The following is a 15,785-nucleotide window of genomic DNA, read 5'->3' on the forward strand; positions in this document are numbered from 1 at the left end:
TCAGGACGGTCTGGTGGAGAAGCTGAAGTGGCGCTCACGGAACAGGCGAATGCACGCGGCCGCGACCGTCTTATCGTAGCGCACGCCGGCGCCGGCCGCGATTTCCGCCAGGGCGAGGTCGAGGCCTACCGCGGCACGGTAGGGCCGGTGCGAGGCCATCGACTCGACCACGTCGGCCACCGCCATGATGCGCGCCTCAAGCAGGATGTCGTCGCCGGCCAGGCCCTGCGGATAGCCGCTGCCGTCCATGCGCTCATGATGCTGGCGCACGACTTCGGCCACGGGCCAGTCGAACTCGATTCCCTGCAGGATGCGGAAGCCCTGTTCCGCATGCGTCCTGACCATATTCATCTCCAGCTCGCTGAGCCGGCCGGGCTTGGCGAGAATCTCGGAGGGTACGGTGATCTTGCCGATGTCGTGCAGGCGGCCGGTGATATTCAAGCCCTGGCAGGTGGCCGGGTCGAGGCCAAGCTCCTGGCCGATCGCCGCGGCCAACTCTCCCACGCGGGCCTCATGACCTGCCGTGTAGGGATCGCGCAGGTCGACCATGCGTGTCACCGCGTCCACGGTGCCGCGCATTGAGCGCTCCAGCCGCCGCACGTATTCGCGGATGCGTTTTTGCGCCTCGACCTGTTCACTGACGTCCTGCACCGTCGCGACGAAGTAATCCACCCGCCCGTCGGGAAAGCGCCGGCACCGCACGTCGATCTCCGCATGCAAGACGTCTCCGTCCTTGCGGATGAAACGCTTCTCGATCTGGTAGCCCTCGATCTCGCCGCGCATTACACGGTTGAACTCTGCGAGGTCCTTGCCCAGGTCGTCCCGGTGCGTGACCTCGACCCAGCTGAGCTTGCGGAACTCCTCCCGCGAGTAACCGAGCATCTGGCACAGTCGGTCGTTGAAGCGCACCCAGCGCCGGGTCTCGGGCGAGGTAATGGCCATGCCGATGAACGGCATGTCGAAAAACACGTCGATCCACGACCGGTCGCGTCGCGCCGCCCCGGTGTCGTCCCAGGCAAAGGGCTCGCGGATGATGAGCTGGCGCAACATGCGCGTCCCGAGCTGCAGCGACAGTGCATCGACTTCCACCGCGAGCATGCGGCCGTCGGAGGCACGGAAAATGCTCTCGTAGTAAGCGGTGCGGCGCTTGTCCCCGGTACCGGAGGGATCCACCTCCACTTCGTCGAGGCGCTTGCCGCACAGGACCGGCCGCGGCCAACCGAGGAGCCCGATGGCCGCGTCGTTCGCTTCGATGATCTTGCCCGACGCGTCGACCAGCAGCACCGCGTCCCGCACCTTGGCGGAGAGCTCGCGGAAGTGCTCCAGCAATGCGGCCGTGGTCGCGACCTGGCGCGCCGCGCGGCGTGTTTCGCGCCGCTGTTCGGAGCGCATCAGCAACCACAGCAAGGTTGCAGTGATCCCGACGAACGCCAGCCCCTTGAGCATCGAGACGAGCAATTGTTCTTCCTGCTGCGGCCAGAGCGCGCTGAGCAGGTAATCGGAGAAGACGATCCACAGCGCCGCCACGACCACGTAGATGCCGATGATCCGCGCAATGCTGCGGCTCTGGCGTCGCTCGCGTTCCTGCTGGGAGTGTCCGGCCTTCACCGCTGCACTCCCTTTTCGAGCCATTTTGCCTCAGCGCTCAAGGCTAAAGCCCTGCTCGCGCACCAGTCGCAGGCATGCAGACACCGCGGCCTGATCGTAAAGCGACCCCGCGTGTGCCTCGATATGGCTCAAGGCTTGCCCAACGGGCAGTGCGGGCCGGTAAGGCCGATGCGACACCATCGCGCTGATCGTGTCCGCCACGCCGAGAATGCGCGCCTCCAGCAGAATCTCGTCTCCGCTCAGGCCGCGCGGGTAGCCGCTGCCGTCCAACCGTTCGTGATGCTGGTGCACGATCTCGGCCAGCGGCCAGGGAAATGCCACGCTCTTCAGCAACTCGTACCCGGCGGTTGCGTGCAGCCGCACAAACTCGCGCTCGACTTCAGACAACTGTCCCGGCTTGCAAAGCAGGTCCGAGGGGATGGCGATTTTCCCGAGGTCAAAGACGGAGGCTGCCAACTCGAGGCCCTGGCAGCGCTCGTCAGGAAGCCCAAGCTCCCTGGCGATGGCCGTCGCCAGCATTGTGACCTGGCGATGGTGTCCGGCAGTGAACGGATCCCGCATTTCCACCATCTGGCCCAGGACATCGATGACACCCCGCAGTGCAGCCTGGACTTCACCGGCGTATCTGCGCTCACGCGCCGCGGCATGCATTTTCTCAGTCACGTCCTGGGCGACGCCTATGATGACACGTCGACCCTTGATGCAGGCGACGGCGCCGTGGGCTTCCACGATCAGCGGCCGCCCTTCCTGGTGGGCACCATGAAACTGGTAGCGCACCGATTCGATCTCTCCTGCAGCGCGGCGCCGCATCTGTTCCGCCACCAGGGCCTGGTCCTCCGGCGCCACGACTGAAAGAGCGGGTTCTCCGACCAGCGAACCCGGCTCGCGCCCGAACATGGCCTCCATGCTGGGACTCGCATAGCTGAAACGGCCCTCCTCCAGCATGTATGTGCCGAACACCGAATTCTCGACCAGGACGCGCAACCGCAGCTCCGTGTCCCTGAGTTCCTGCTCCGCCTCGTATCGCCGCGACACGTCGTGCACGATCGAGTACAAAAGCGGTCGCCCCGCAACCTGCACCAGTCCGGAGTATGCATCCACGTTGCGCACTTCGCCTGAGGCCAGCCGGTGACGGAACTCGAAGAACTGCTTGCGTTCGGAGCGGGCAAGTTCCATCCGCACTCGGATTTCCTCCGCGCTGAGGACGTTGAGGTCCCCGATCCGCATCTGGCGCAATTGCTCGCGGGAGTAACCATAGAACCTGGCCGCGGCCGGATTGGCATCGACGATCGCGGTCGTCTCCGGGTCGATCACCAGCATCACGGCGTGGTTGTTCTCGAACAACGCGCGGTAGCGCGCCTCGCTCTGCTCCATCGCCGTCTCCAGCCTGCGCCTGTCGGTGACGTCCAGCACCGAGACCACGCGCGCCGGCCGACCCCGGAACGCCATGCTGTGGGCCGACACCTCGACCTGCATCAGGCTTCCGTCTTTCTTCCGGTGCGTCCACACCTGGGCCGGGGAGTAGGTTTCGTCGCGATCACGATCGACATGGTCGAGCAGGCGCGGCACCTCCTCGGCCGGGCGAATATCCTTGATGGTCATGCCGAGCCACTCGTCGCGGGCATACCCGTAGGTGTCCACGGCCGCATCGTTGAACGCGAGAAAGCGCAGCGTATCCAGATCGTAGATCCACATCGGCACGGGATTGGCGCTGAACAGCTGCTCATAATCGCGGCCACTCGAGTCCAGAGCGCGATTCATCACCTCCAGCTGTGCCACCTTGCCGCAGAGTTTCTGCGCTAACAGGTGCGCGTGGCGCGCATAGAATGTCGCCTCATCGAGGACGACCTCGCGCGCCCTGAAAGGCACGCGGCCCTCCAGGTGAGCGTCGACCTGCGCGAGAACTTGCGCGTTATCCTGCCCCTTTTGGATGACGCCTGCGGCACCCGCCGCATGTGCGAAATCCATGTCCGTGTCTTCCGTGCATATCGCCGAGTAGAGCAGGAATGGAATGTGGCGCAATGCGGGGTCGGACAGCCAGGCTCTGCACAGCAGGAAGCCGTCCATGCCAGGCATCAGCGCTTCGGATATCACGATGTCAGGCCGCGCGTCGCGTGCCACCGCCAGGGCCCGGGCACCATCGCCGGCCTCGAGAGCGTCATGCCCCCGGCCGGCCAAGAGCCCCGCTAGCAAGGCCCGACTGGTCCCGTCGCTGTCGACGATGAGCACGCTTGCCATCGCAGCCTCCGTGACGTCGATCAATGGCCCCGCATCCTAACGCAAGGTTACAGGGGGTTTCGAGGACGCTGCAGGGAAGCGCGCAGGCAACACCTGCTCAGAGTGAATCATCCTCCGCAGGCACATCGCGCCACTTGCGGCGGCGCAGCACGCGAGCCACGACGGCGCGCGCTTGCTCGACCGGCAACGCCGCCGCCGGTTCGACCTCGACGAGGAAAGGCTCGCTCTGGCCCACTCCGGGGGGGGCGTCGTCCACCTCGATGAGCGAGTAACGGAAGCGTCGCCGCAGACCGCGCAGCAAAGCCATTTTCAAGCGAAAATGCATCGGATCGTCGTCTACCGGGAGTTGCGCCCGGTTCAATTGCACCGCGACGCGCGCCACACCGGCCCGGCTGGCGGCCGCGCGCTCGGCGCTCTCGCCGTCCCCCAAACGGGATGCGAGACGTGCGATCTTGAGCTTCTCGGGGGCGATCGGCGCCAAGGCGTCGTCCGGTGCCGCGCGCCGCGTCCCAGCCCTGCGGGTCATAGCCTTCTCCGCCATGCCTGAACTTGGCGTCCATGCTATTAAAGACTCGAGCGAACAACCGTGACGCCCGTCACCAAGTCAGGAGCCGGGCGTGGCCCCGGGGGATATCCCTAATACCTGCGGGCGGATGCGAGGTTCACGGCCGCTTGCGCAGCGCCTTGAGCAGGTCGAGGACCTGGTTGCTCGTGTCGATGGTCTTGTCCAGGGCCGCCTGGCTGTCCTCCATCCTGCCAACACGCGCGCAGGTCGCTGCGCGCTCGGCGCCAGCGTGGCATTGCTCGTGCAACTCGCGGGCGCGGCGGAATTCCTCGCGATGACCCAACATCGAGACCACGCGCGCGTTGCTGAGCCATTCACCCAGCCGGCAGGCGCGCGGATCCAGCTCCGGCAACGATTTCCGCCGCCCCTCGAGGTAGCTGCGCAGCGCATTGCGCCAGGCCCTGTGCCCGAGTTCGGCGAACAGCTCCGGCACGCGCTCGCGCGGCAGCATCGTGCTCTCGCGCCACGATGCGGGTGGCGTCCAGCCGCGCATCCACTCCGGCACCTCCGCGGCCGGCATGGGCCGCGCGATTGCGTACCCCTGGCCGAGCTCGCAGCCCAGTTCGAGCAGCAGCCGGCCGTGCACCTCGGTCTCCACGCCTTCGGCGATGACCTTGCGGCTGAAACTCTCCGCGAGCCGGCAGATACTGTCGACGATGACCGCATGTTCCTGGTCGTCCAGCAGGTCGCACACGAAGCTCTGGTCGATCTTGATGGTCCCGGCGGCGAGCCGCTTGAGGAATGTCAGCGAGGAAAAACCGGTGCCGAAATCATCCAGCGCCGCCCCGACGCCAAGGTCGCGGAGCCGTTCCATCAACGCGGAGACATGAGCGATATCACGCATCGCGCCGGTCTCGACCACTTCGATCTCGAGCTGGTTGCGACGCACCGAGGGATGGGCCTCCAGCCGGCGCTGCAGCCGCCCGAGGAAATCAGGATCGTGCAACTGGAGGCTGGTGACATTGATGCTCACGCTGGTTTCCAGGCCGCTGTCGTTCCATGCCGCCAGTTGCTCGAGCGCCAGGGCGATCCCGCGCTCCCCCAGCGCGATGGCGAGCGGATGCTCCTCGAGCAACGGGATGAACTCAGCCGGGCGCAGCAATCCGCGCCCCGGATGGCGCCAGCGCACCAGGGCCTCGAAACCGAGCACGGTACCGAAACGCATGTTGACCTTGGGCTGGTAGTGGAGCTCGAACTCATTCGCGTCCAGTCCGCGGCGAATATCCTCCACCTGGGCCCGGTATTCGCGGGTGATCTCGTCGCGCTCGGCGTCGAAAAAGGTATAGCGGTTCTTGCCGGACAGCTTGGACTGGTACATCGCCTGGTCGGCCTGGCGCAGCAACTGTTCCGCGTCGATACCCCCCTGGGGCGGCAACACGGCTGCCCCAATGCTGGCAGTGGCGGAGAACACCTCGCCATCGATGACGACCGGGCTGGCGATATCGCGCATGAGCTGTTCCAGCTGGTCCTCGAGGTCCTCACCCGGGGCGCGCGCCTGCAGGATGCAGGTGAACTCGTCGCCTCCGACCCGGGCCACTTCACCTGCGCCGCAGCACGCCACCAGTCGCGACGCCAATTCGGCGATGAGCCGGTCCCCGCAGGGCTGCCCGTGCCGCTCGTTGAACTCGGCCAGGCCGTCCAGGTCCATGTACGCCACCGCCAGTGGCTGTCCGGTCCGGTGGCTCTGCTGCATCGCTTCCGCGAGGCGATGCGCGAAGGCCATCCTGTTCGGCAGGCCCGTCAGTTCATCGTGGCTGGCCACATAGGCCAGCTGCGCTTCCTGCTCCTTCTGCTGGCTGATGTCGACGTCGATGCCGGCAATGGTCGAGGCTTGACCCTGCGCGTCCCGCTTCACGGTGCGCCCCACGCTGCGTACCCAGGTCCATTCGCCGCGCCCGTTGCGCAGCCGGTGCTCGACTTCGAAGGCCGGCGCGGCGCCTGCGAGGTACTGCTGCAGCGCCCGCCGTACGGCATGCTGGTCGTCCGGATGCGCCAGGGCCTCCCAGCGCCCTTTGGTCAGCTCGCCCACCTCTCCGGCGGCATAGCCGAGCATGCGCGCCCAGCGCTCGCTGGCGCGGATGCGATCATCGGTGATGTCCCACTCCCAGGCGCCGGCGTTGGCCGCCTCCAGGGCGACCTCGAGCCTTTCCTGCTGCTGCCGCAGCGCGGCCTCGTAGGCCTTCCGCTCGGAGACATCCTGTACCGTGCCGAGCGCGCGCAGCGGCCGGCCGGTTGCATCTCGTTGCAGCTCGGCGCGCTCGTCTATCCAGGACACCTTGCCGTCCGCAACGACCCGGTAAGTGACTGCGTACTCGGGGCTCTCGCCCGCAAGCGCGTCGCGCCAGGCCTGTTCCACGCGCGGCCGGTCCTGCGGGTGGACACGGCGGATGGACTCGGTGAAGCTCACCGGCGACCGGTCCGGCAAGCCGAACATGCGGTGGGTGTCCCCGATCCACTCGATCCGGTCCCGCTCGAGGTCGATCGCCCAGGCGCCGATGCGGGCAATCCGCTGGGCGTTGAGCAGCTGCTCCGTGCGCTGGCCGACTGCAGCTTCAAGGTCGTGCTGCTGTCGCTCCAGGGCACGCCGGGCGGCGCGGAGCGCCAATTGGGTGCGTACCCGGGCCAGCAGCTCCTCTGCGGCAAACGGTCTCGACACATAGTCCACCGCGCCTTCCTCGAAGGCGCACAACTTGCTGGCCACATCGTCCAGCCCGCTGATGAACATCACCGGCACCGCACGCAGCGCGGGGGCGGCCTTCAGCAGGCGACACAGCTCGATGCCGTCCATCTCCGGCATCAGGAGGTCGAGGAGGATGAGATCCGGCGCCAGGCGCGGCGCCTGCTCGAGTGCCTGGCGCCCACCCGCCGCAGTGACTACCCGATAGCCCGCCCCGCGAAGAATTTCCTCGAGCATGGTGAGGTTGGCCGGCGTGTCGTCGACCACCATCACGGTCGCCTGGTGCGATGCTTCGCTCATGCGGAAGTAACCACGTAGTCCTGGCCCGGGCGCCGCCTCAGCTGGGCCGAGGGGCACGAACACGCCATTCTAGATGAGTCCGGGGGCGCGCGCCCGGCGGAGAGGGCGATAAGTGGCGGAGAGGGCGGGATGAGGCGCCCTGGCGGGCGCCGTCTCGGCCGGCGTTGCCGGTCTCGGCTTCGAACCCATGATGTATGACTAACGCGGGTTCGAATCCCGGTCAGGAATGCGGAGATTAGTGGCGGAGAGGGCGGGATTCGAACCCGCGTTAGGGGGTTACCCTAAACTTGCTTTCCAAGCAAGCGCCTTCGACCGCTCGGCCACCTCTCCATCCGCCCCGCAGGTCACAGCCCGAGGGGGCGGGAAATGTACCCCACCCCGGGTCCGCATTCAATGAAAGCGGACTCAGAGTATGGCGAGGATCCGTTCGTCGACGATACGCCAGGCGCCGTTGCTCAAGGGCAGCAGCACCAGTTCCTTGCGCACGGCGCGCTCCTCTGGCGGCTGGCCGAAGCGCTGCACAAAGCGCGCGCGCACGATACCGTCAGCAGTCTCTTCGACCTCCAGGGTGTCCAGGTCGACCCGCGTGGACGCCGGGACCTGGAAGCGACCACGCTGCTCGGCGCGCCATTCCTCCGGCGCGCCATAGCCTTGCGGCGCATAGTCCGAGGCGTACAGCCCCAGCCACCCGTCTGCATCGCGCCCGCTCCACAAGGCGGCCCACTGCTCCACGAATCCGGCGACGCCCGTCGCGGCGCCGCCGGGCCCCGCTACGGCCCTGGCAGCCGCAGCAGAACCTTCGGCGCGCGCGCTGCTGCTCTCCGCGTAGAAGGGCGGAGGATTGATGATGCAGTTGCCAGGGTCGTTCGCCAGGCGACCGCCGACCTCGCCCGCCGCCGGGACCCGCAGCGCCGCACGACGATCGGGCGCGTCCAGCCCCTCGGGTATCGCCAGGGACGGCCGCGCACGGGCATCCATGTAGGGTGCCGGCCCGCAGGCCGAACTCATGGCGCAGCCGGCTGTCGCCAGGCAGAGCAATAACAGGCCGAAGCCTCGCAGCAGGGATTTCAAGACGTGTATTCCACTCCGGCGCGTAGCATGGCCGCCCGCACCTCGTCGTAGTGAACCGGGTCGAGAGGCGTCAGCGGCAGCCTGATCCCGGCGCCGATGAGCCCCATGTGCATGACGACCCATTTTACAGGGATCGGGTTCGGTTCCACGAACAGCGCCCGGTGCAGGCCGGCAAGACGGTCGTTCAGCGCCTCAGCCTTGCGCGGCTCGCCGTGCCGGGCCGCCTCCACCATGCCGTGCATCAGCCGCGGCGCCACGTTGGCAGTGACGCTGATCACGCCGTCGCCGCCAGCCAGGAGGAAGTCCATCGCCGTGGCGTCGTCACCGCTGAGCAGGTCGAGCCGGTCGCCCAGCAGCTCGCGCAGCCGGGCGACGCGCTCGGTGCCGGGCACGGCTTCCTTGATGCCGACGATGCCCTCCACCTCCGCCAGCCGGGCCACGGTCTCTGGCAACAGGTCGCAAGCCGTCCGCCCGGGCACGTTGTAGAGGATCACCGGCAACCCGCCGTCGCGGGCCACGGCGTGGTAGTGCAGGAACAGGCCCTGCTGGGTCGGCTTGTTGTAGTAGGGGGTCACCACCAGGGCCGCGGCCGCCCCGGCGCGTGCGGCGACTCTCGTGAGTTCGACCGCGTGGGCGGTCGCGTTGCTGCCGGTGCCGGCGATGACGCTGATCCGGCCCGCGGCCGCCTCGAGCGCGGTCCTGAGCATGGTGTCCAGCTCGGCAGCCGAAATGCAGGGCGACTCCCCGGTGGTGCCCGCGATGACCACCGCCGCGGTCCCGGCCCCGGCGTGGAAATCGACCAGCCGGCCCAGCGCCTCGAGATCGAGGCTGCCGTCCTCGTGCATGGGCGTGACCAGGGCCACGATGCTGCCGCCGAACATCGGCTTTCTCCGGGCGCCGGGCGCCTGACAAACTCAGCCGACGATGGTATCGGCCAGCCGCGGCAGCAGCAAGCGAGGCGGCCTGGGCAGGCGCGCTCTTCGCAGCTGTCACCGATGCGGGTAAACTGGCGGTACTACCACCCTCGACCCTTCCCGTGTCCGGAACCCAGCCATTGAAGCAGCTTGTTGTCATCTCCGCGGTCGGCGGCGATCGCTCCGGCGTCGTCCACGACCTCACGCGCGCCGTGCTGGATTGCGGCGGCAACATCCTCGACAGCCGCATGATCGCCCTCGGCTCCGAGTTCGCCATGCTGCTGCTGGTGAGCGGCAGCTGGCACACGCTGGCCAGGCTGGAATCCGAGCTGAAGAAGGTCGAGGAAAGCTCCGGGCTGGCGTTGTCCATGCGCCGGACCGAGGAGCGCGCGCCGCGCGCCGACATGCTGCCCTACGCGATCGACGTGGTCTGCCTCGACCAGCCCGGCATCGTGTACAACCTGGCGAGCTTTTTCGCCAGCCGCGACATCGACATCGCGGAGATGGCCACCCGCAGCTACTCCGCGGCCCATACCGGTGCGCCCATGTTCTCGGTGCAGATGACCGTCAACATCCCGGGCAACCTGCAGATTTCAGCGCTGCGCGACGAGTTCATGGACTTCTGCGACCATCTCAACCTCGACGCCATCATGGAGCCCGTCAAGGGCTGAAGCACCAGGAGGAACCCGACATGGCCAACGCCGTCATCGGCAAGAAGGTACCCACGTTCAAGCTGCCCGTCACGGGCGACAAGGCGCTCGGCCTGGGCGATTTCAAGGGACGCAAGCTCGTCATCTATTTCTATCCCAAGGACGACACCCCCGGTTGCACGACCGAGGGCCAGGGCTTCAGGGACCACTACAAGGCCTTCCAGAAGGCCGGCGCCGAGATCGTCGGCGTGTCCCGCGACAGCGTGGCCTCGCATGAAAAGTTCAAGGCGAAGTACGAGTTCCCCTTCGATCTCATCTCCGATCCGGACGAGAAGCTGTGCGCGATGTTCGACGTGATGAAAGAGAAAAACATGTACGGCCGCAAGTCCATGGGCGTCGAGCGCAGCACTTTCCTCATCGATGAGAAAGGCGTGCTGCGCCAGGAGTGGCGCAAGGTCAAGGTGCCGGGCCACGTCGAGGCGGTCCTGGAGGCCGTGAAAGCCCTTTGATCCGACACCGCGTTCGTCTGAGCAACCGTCCCGCGAGGCAGGAATTCTCGTGAGCAAACCGGAAGACACGCGGCGCGTGTTCGTGCTGGACACGAACGTGCTGATGCACGACCCGAGTGCGCTGTTCCGTTTCGACGAGCACGACATCCACCTTCCGATGGTGGTGCTCGAGGAACTCGACGCCAACAAGAAAGGCATGTCCGAAGCCGCGCGCAACGTGCGCCAGGTGAGCCGGTTCATCGACCAGATGATCCACGGCGCGGACAAGCAGCACATAGACCACGGCATCGAGATCCCGGGCGAGCACCGCCTCAACGGTCCCGGCAACCGGCGGCCCGGACGGCTGTTCTTCCAGACCCGCCCCAACCAGGCGCTGCTGCCGGACACGCTGCCGGGAAGCCGCGCCGACAACTCCATCCTCGAGAACTGCCTGATGCTGCAGGAGGCGCACCCTGACGCGCGGGTGACGCTGGTGTCCAAGGACATCAACCTGCGCATCAAGGCGACCATTCTTGGCGTCCACGCCGAGGACTACTTCAACGATCGCACCCTCGAGGACGCCGACCTCCTGTACGGCGGCGCCGAGGCGCTGGCGCCCGATTTCTGGGAGGCGCACAGCACGGCGATGGACTCCTGGAAGGAGGATGGCCGGACCTTCTACCGGGTGCGGGGCGAGCGCGTGCCGCACTGGCAGGTCAACGAGTTCATTTACCTCGACGACGAGAGCCAGTTCGAGGCGATCGTGCGCGAAACCGACGGCGACAGTGCAGTCATCGAACTGGCACAGAGCTACCGCGGCCGCAACACCATCTGGGGTGTGACCGCGCGCAATCGCGAGCAGAACTTCGCGCTCAACCTGCTGATGTCAGAGAACGTTGATTTCGTCACCGTGCTCGGGCCGGCCGGCACCGGCAAGACGCTCCTGACCCTGGCCGCGGCGCTCGCCCAGACCATGGACCAGGGGCGTTTCCGCGAAATCATCATGACCCGGGTCACCGTGCCGTTGGGCGAGGACATCGGCTTCCTGCCGGGGACCGAGGAAGAGAAGATGGAGCCCTGGATGGGCGCCTTGATGGACAACCTCGAGGTCCTGACGCAAAGCCAGGAAGGCGGCGAATGGGGCCGCGCCGCAACCCAGGACCTGTTGCGCAGCCGCATCAAGATCCGCTCCCTCAACTTCATGCGCGGACGCACTTTCCTCAACCGTTTCATCATCATAGACGAGGCCCAGAACCTGACCCCGAAGCAGATGAAAGCGCTCATCACGCGTGCCGGGCCGGGCACCAAGGTGCTATGCCTGGGCAACGTCTCGCAGATCGACACCCCTTACCTGACCGAGACCACGTCCGGCCTGACCTACGTGGTGAACCGGTTCCGCGGCTGGCCGCATGCCGGCCACGTCACCCTCATGCGCGGCGAGCGCTCGCGGCTCGCGGACTTTGCCTCTGAATCCCTTTAGGGCCGGGAACCGCCTGCTGGCGCTGGCTGTCCTACGTTAGGCAAGGGGTATGCCCCGCTCCGGATTTGTCATGCTCAAACGACTCGCCATCCTGCTCACTGCAAGCCTGCTGACCGCGGTCGCCGGCGCGGAGCCACGCTGGGACCTGCCGGATATCGGCAGCCCGGCGGACACGGTCTTCACGCGCAGCCAGGCCGAAGCCATCGGGCGCACGGTGCTGCGCCAGCTGCGCGAGCAGGGTGTGGTGCTCGAGGACCCGGAGGTCGCCGAGTACATCACCGACCTGGGCCGGCGCATCGCACCCCACGCCCATGACGGCGAACACCGCTTCGCCTTCTTCGTCGTGGACGAGGACCAGATCAACGCCTTCGCGCTGCCCGGCGGCTACATCGGCATCAATACCGGGCTGATCACCGCGACGCGCAGTGAAAGCGAGCTGGCGGGCGTGCTGGCGCACGAAATCGCACACGTCAGCCAGAACCACATCGCGCGGCGCATCCAGGGCACCGGCAAGACCGGGATCCTCGCCACCGCGGCTATTCTCGCCGCCATCCTGCTCGGCGCCGGCGGGGACGTGCTGCCCGCTGCGATCGCCAGCGCCCAGGGCCTGGCGATGCAGGAGCAGATCAACTACACCCGCGCCAACGAGTACGAGGCCGACCGCGTGGGCCTGGAGTATCTCGCCCGCGCCGGTTTCGACCCCATGGGCATGCCGTCCTTTTTCGAAGTTTTGTCGCGGCAGGCTGCCATGCCCGGCTCGCGGCTGCCCGAGTTCCTCCAGACCCACCCTCTCTCCACCACCCGGATGGCCGAGACGCGCGACCGCGCCGAACGCACCGAGGTGGCCGAGGTGCGCGAGAGCCGGAGCTATGCGCTCATGAAGGCGCGGGTCCAGGTCCTCAATGCCCGCTCCTCGGACCAGGCGCTGGCCCGCTTCGAGTCCCAACTCGCCGCCGGCGAGGACAGGTCGAGCGCGGACTTGTATGGTTACGGCCTCGCGCTCTTGCGGGCGGGCCGTTACCCGGAGGCCGTGGCCGTCCTGGAGCCCCTGCTTGCCGCCGACGAGAACGTCGTGGTGTTTCACTCCGCCCTGGGCGAGGCCCTGATCCTCGCCGGGCGCGAGGCTGAGGGACTCGCCGTGTTCGAGCGCGCCGTGGCCCTGTTCCCGCGTAACCGCCCGCTGGTGGTGCGGTACGCCGAAGCCCTGTTGCGCACGCAAAACTTCGAGCGCGCGCACGCGGTCCTGCTGGACCTGTTCAACACCGTGCGCCCGACCCCGGCCCAGGTGCGGCTCATCGCCAACGCGGCGGACGCCGCGGGGTTGCCGGCCGAGGCTCTTTTCTACCTCTCGGAGTATCATCTGCTCAACGGCGACCTGCCCATGGCGCTGGACAAGCTCCGCCTGGCGCTGTTGCAGCCCGGGTTGCAGCCCTGGCAACAGGCGCGCTTTGAGGCACGGATGGCCGAGCTCGAGCCCTTCCTGGCAGGCCGCAGAGCCAGGCGCACGGAGACCAGTAAGCAATAATGAACACGGAACAGGGACTGACTCCCCCCGCCCATGCTCCGGCACGCGGCCGCGCGGCCGTGCGCCGCGCCGCAAGGCCGCTGCTGCTCGCGCTGCTGTTGCTCGGCGCCACCGGTTGCGCCACCGTCCCCGCCGAACAGGATGAGGCCAGCGCCTACGATCCGTTCGAGCCGCTCAATCGCAAGGTCTTCGCCTTCAACCAGGCCACCGATCGCGTGTTGCTGCGGCCGCTCGCGCGTGGCTACGACCGCTTCGTGCCCGATCCCGTCAAGACCGGCGTGGGCAATTTTTTTGACAACCTGTCGGCGCCGATCTGGGTGCTCAACCACCTCCTGCAGGGCAACCCGGGGGACGCGGCACGCCAGACGGGCCGGTTCCTGATGAATTCCACGTTCGGGCTGGGAGGCGTCCTCGACCCGGCCAGCCGCAACGGCCTGCCCGAGAACACGGCCCGTTTCGACCAGACTTTCGGCAAGTGGGGGATTCCCTCGGGCCCCTTCATCATGGTGCCCTTCCTGGGACCGAACACGCCGCGCAGCGCCGTCGGCTGGTACGCGCGTTTGCAGACCGACGTCATCTGGAACAGGCTGGAAGACAACCGCAGCCTGCGAGACAAGCTCACGGTGCTGCAGTTCGTCGAGCTGCGCCATCGCCTGCTGCGGTTTGACCGGATGATTGACGAGGCGCCGGACCCCTACATCTTCGTGCGCGAATCCTACCGCCAGCGCATGGAGTTCGAGATCCGCGGCGATGTCGATCTCGAGGAAGAGTTCGACTTCGACGACGACCCCTGAGGCGGCCGCCGCGCCTCACTCGGACGACCAGCGCTCCGCGCGATGCAGCATGTCTTCCACCTCGCTGATCTGGGCGATCGCCATCAATTGCGCCGGAACGTGGTGAAACTGGATCTCGCGCGCATTGTTACGCGCCCAGTTGACCCATTCCAGCAGCAACGCGAGGCCGGCGCTGTCGGCGCGCCGCACGCCTGAAAGGTCGAGCTCGATCACGGCATGGTCCCGGAACAGCTTGCGGCTGCGCGCCAGTGCGGCGCTCGCGGTGCTGAAGTCGAGCTCGCCCTCGACCCGGAAGCGCCCGTCCCCTTGCGGCTGGAACTCGACGTCCGCGTCGCCGCCGGAAGGTTCCAGCGCGCCCGGGTTCAAGAGCCGCTGCTGCTGTCGGGCAGCGACGCCTGGAGCTCGTCGATCACAGCCTGGATGCCCTTGGCCCGAAACTCGCTGGCGTACTGGTTGCGATAGGTCGTGAGATAGGAGATGCCCTCGACGATGACGTCGAAGACCTTCCAGCTGCCGTCATGGAAACGCAGCCGGTAGCTGATCGGCACCACGGTCCCATCGGTCAGCTTCACCTCCGAGTCGACCACCGCCAGGCCCTTGTCCGGGTCCCCGCGGGTCCCGGTGATCTTGAGCTGGTCCGAGTTGTACTCGAGGATGCCCTCGCCGTAGCTGTCCAGCAGCTTGCGATACAGCCCGTTGATAAAGGCCTCGCGCTGCTCCGGCGTGGCCTCGCGCCAGTAGCGACCCATCACGGCCTGGCCCGTGGCGCTACGGTCCCAGCGCGGCAGCAACACCTCGTCCACGATGGCAAACAGCGCGGCGCGGTCCTGTTTCAGCTCTTCGCGGCGGCCGTCGATGGCCTGTATCGTCAGCTCGGACGCTTCGCGGATGACCTGCTCGGGGCCGGGCTGCGTCTCCGCGAGTGCCGGAGCTGCCGCGATCGCCATCAACGCGACCAGGGACAGGGTGATTCTCATGCTCAGTGCTTTCATATGCTTCTCTCGGCTATTCGTCGCCGCCCGCCTGGCTGAACAGGTACTTGCTGATCAACTGCTCCAGCACCACGGCGGACTGGGTAAAAAGGATCTCGTCACCATCCGCGAAATATTCCTCGGCCCCACCCGGCTGGAGGCCGATGTACTGGCCCCCCAGGATGCCGGCCGTCAGGATGCTGGCGTCCGAATCGTTGGGGATCTGGTCGTATTCCGCCCCGATGCGCATGGTCACCACGGCCTCCAGCCGCTCCGAGTCGAACTCGATCGCCGTCACGCGCCCGATCTGGACGCCGGAGATGGACACCGGAGACCGGACCTTCAGCGTCCCGACCTGGTCGAAACGTGCTTGCAGCTCGTAGCCCTGGTCCCCGGCGTAGGCGTCGAAGGTCGTCACCCGGGTGGTAAGGAAAAACAGGGCCAGTATGCCCATGAAGACAAACAATCCGGTCCCGAGTTCCACTGCCCGCGTCTGTTGCATCT

The 15,785-nt window shown here is 66.9% G+C and carries 14 protein-coding genes and 1 tRNA gene; 5 read left to right on the plus strand and 10 right to left on the minus strand.

Annotated elements, in window-relative coordinates:
- From G8346_RS06980 to dapA, 7 genes are all read right to left on the minus strand, one after another.
- Positions 1-1,608, minus strand: coding sequence for an HD domain-containing phosphohydrolase (locus tag G8346_RS06980; RefSeq protein WP_166049612.1), 1,608 nt, complete (start codon positions 1,606-1,608; stop codon positions 1-3).
- Between the two features lie 30 nt (positions 1,609-1,638).
- Positions 1,639-3,846, minus strand: coding sequence for a PAS domain S-box protein (locus tag G8346_RS06985; RefSeq protein WP_166049615.1), 2,208 nt, complete (start codon positions 3,844-3,846; stop codon positions 1,639-1,641).
- A 97-nt stretch (positions 3,847-3,943) separates the two neighbouring features.
- On the minus strand, positions 3,944-4,327 hold the full coding sequence (locus tag G8346_RS06990; RefSeq protein ID WP_166049617.1) for a hypothetical protein: 384 nt from the start codon (positions 4,325-4,327) through the stop codon (positions 3,944-3,946).
- A 181-nt stretch (positions 4,328-4,508) separates the two neighbouring features.
- Positions 4,509-7,388, minus strand: coding sequence for an EAL domain-containing protein (locus tag G8346_RS06995; protein ID WP_166049619.1), 2,880 nt, complete (start codon positions 7,386-7,388; stop codon positions 4,509-4,511).
- A 239-nt stretch (positions 7,389-7,627) separates the two neighbouring features.
- Positions 7,628-7,718, minus strand: a tRNA-Ser gene (locus G8346_RS07000).
- Positions 7,719-7,793: 75 nt separating this feature from the next.
- Positions 7,794-8,459, minus strand: coding sequence for a nuclear transport factor 2 family protein (locus G8346_RS07005; RefSeq protein ID WP_166049631.1), 666 nt, complete (start codon positions 8,457-8,459; stop codon positions 7,794-7,796).
- Positions 8,456-9,340, minus strand: coding sequence for a 4-hydroxy-tetrahydrodipicolinate synthase (dapA, locus tag G8346_RS07010; RefSeq protein ID WP_166049634.1), 885 nt, complete (start codon positions 9,338-9,340; stop codon positions 8,456-8,458). The genes G8346_RS07005 and dapA overlap by 4 nt, the downstream gene beginning before the upstream one ends.
- 173 nt (positions 9,341-9,513) lie before the next feature.
- On the opposite strand from dapA, the gene G8346_RS07015 reads away from it, so the two are divergent.
- The 5 genes from G8346_RS07015 (at position 9,514) to G8346_RS07035 (ending at position 14,310) form a co-directional block, all read left to right on the plus strand.
- Positions 9,514-10,044, plus strand: a complete 531-nt coding sequence (locus G8346_RS07015; protein WP_166049636.1) for a glycine cleavage system protein R — start codon at positions 9,514-9,516, stop codon at positions 10,042-10,044.
- 20 nt (positions 10,045-10,064) lie between these two features.
- Positions 10,065-10,532, plus strand: coding sequence for a peroxiredoxin (locus G8346_RS07020; RefSeq protein WP_166049638.1), 468 nt, complete (start codon positions 10,065-10,067; stop codon positions 10,530-10,532).
- Positions 10,533-10,635: 103 nt separating this feature from the next.
- Complete coding sequence (locus tag G8346_RS07025) at positions 10,636-11,991, plus strand: PhoH family protein (RefSeq protein WP_166050589.1); 1,356 nt, start codon at positions 10,636-10,638, stop codon at positions 11,989-11,991.
- A gap of 70 nt (positions 11,992-12,061) precedes the next feature.
- Complete coding sequence (locus G8346_RS07030; RefSeq protein ID WP_166049640.1) at positions 12,062-13,516, plus strand: M48 family metalloprotease; 1,455 nt, start codon at positions 12,062-12,064, stop codon at positions 13,514-13,516.
- The gene (locus G8346_RS07035) at positions 13,516-14,310 is read left to right on the plus strand and encodes a VacJ family lipoprotein (RefSeq protein WP_166049642.1); all 795 of its coding nucleotides are present in this window, start codon (positions 13,516-13,518) and stop codon (positions 14,308-14,310) included. Before G8346_RS07030 ends, G8346_RS07035 begins: the two co-directional genes overlap by 1 nt.
- A 15-nt stretch (positions 14,311-14,325) precedes the next feature.
- Here G8346_RS07035 and G8346_RS07040 read toward each other — a convergent pair whose 3' ends face one another.
- The 3 genes from G8346_RS07040 to mlaD are packed head-to-tail and all read right to left on the minus strand — an operon-like array spanning position 14,326 to position 15,783.
- A complete protein-coding gene (locus G8346_RS07040; RefSeq protein ID WP_166049645.1) occupies positions 14,326-14,676 on the minus strand; it encodes a lipid asymmetry maintenance protein MlaB in 351 nt (116 codons plus the stop codon).
- The gene (locus G8346_RS07045; protein ID WP_166049647.1) at positions 14,673-15,287 is read right to left on the minus strand and encodes a phospholipid-binding protein MlaC; all 615 of its coding nucleotides are present in this window, start codon (positions 15,285-15,287) and stop codon (positions 14,673-14,675) included. Before G8346_RS07045 ends, G8346_RS07040 begins: the two co-directional genes overlap by 4 nt.
- A gap of 28 nt (positions 15,288-15,315) precedes the next feature.
- Positions 15,316-15,783 (minus strand): outer membrane lipid asymmetry maintenance protein MlaD, encoded by a 468-nt coding sequence (gene mlaD, locus G8346_RS07050; protein ID WP_166049649.1) that lies wholly within the window; start codon positions 15,781-15,783, stop codon positions 15,316-15,318.
- Positions 15,784-15,785: the final 2 nt, after the last annotated feature.

It is taken from the genome of Thioalkalivibrio sp. XN279 (assembly GCF_011089885.1).
Lineage (GTDB): Bacteria > Pseudomonadota > Gammaproteobacteria > Steroidobacterales > XN24 > XN24.

Coding starts and splice junctions, on each gene's coding strand:
- G8346_RS06985 (WP_166049615.1), bottom strand. CDS start 3,846: ATGGCAAGCGTGCTCATCGTCGACAGCGACGGGACCAGTCGGGCCTTG.
- G8346_RS06995 (WP_166049619.1), bottom strand. CDS start 7,388: ATGAGCGAAGCATCGCACCAGGCGACCGTGATGGTGGTCGACGACACG.
- dapA (WP_166049634.1), bottom strand. CDS start 9,340: ATGTTCGGCGGCAGCATCGTGGCCCTGGTCACGCCCATGCACGAGGAC.
- G8346_RS07020 (WP_166049638.1), top strand. CDS start 10,065: ATGGCCAACGCCGTCATCGGCAAGAAGGTACCCACGTTCAAGCTGCCC.
- G8346_RS07025 (WP_166050589.1), top strand. CDS start 10,636: ATGCACGACCCGAGTGCGCTGTTCCGTTTCGACGAGCACGACATCCAC.
- G8346_RS07030 (WP_166049640.1), top strand. CDS start 12,062: ATGCTCAAACGACTCGCCATCCTGCTCACTGCAAGCCTGCTGACCGCG.
- G8346_RS07035 (WP_166049642.1), top strand. CDS start 13,516: ATGAACACGGAACAGGGACTGACTCCCCCCGCCCATGCTCCGGCACGC.
- G8346_RS07045 (WP_166049647.1), bottom strand. CDS start 15,287: ATGAGAATCACCCTGTCCCTGGTCGCGTTGATGGCGATCGCGGCAGCT.
- mlaD (WP_166049649.1), bottom strand. CDS start 15,783: ATGCAACAGACGCGGGCAGTGGAACTCGGGACCGGATTGTTTGTCTTC.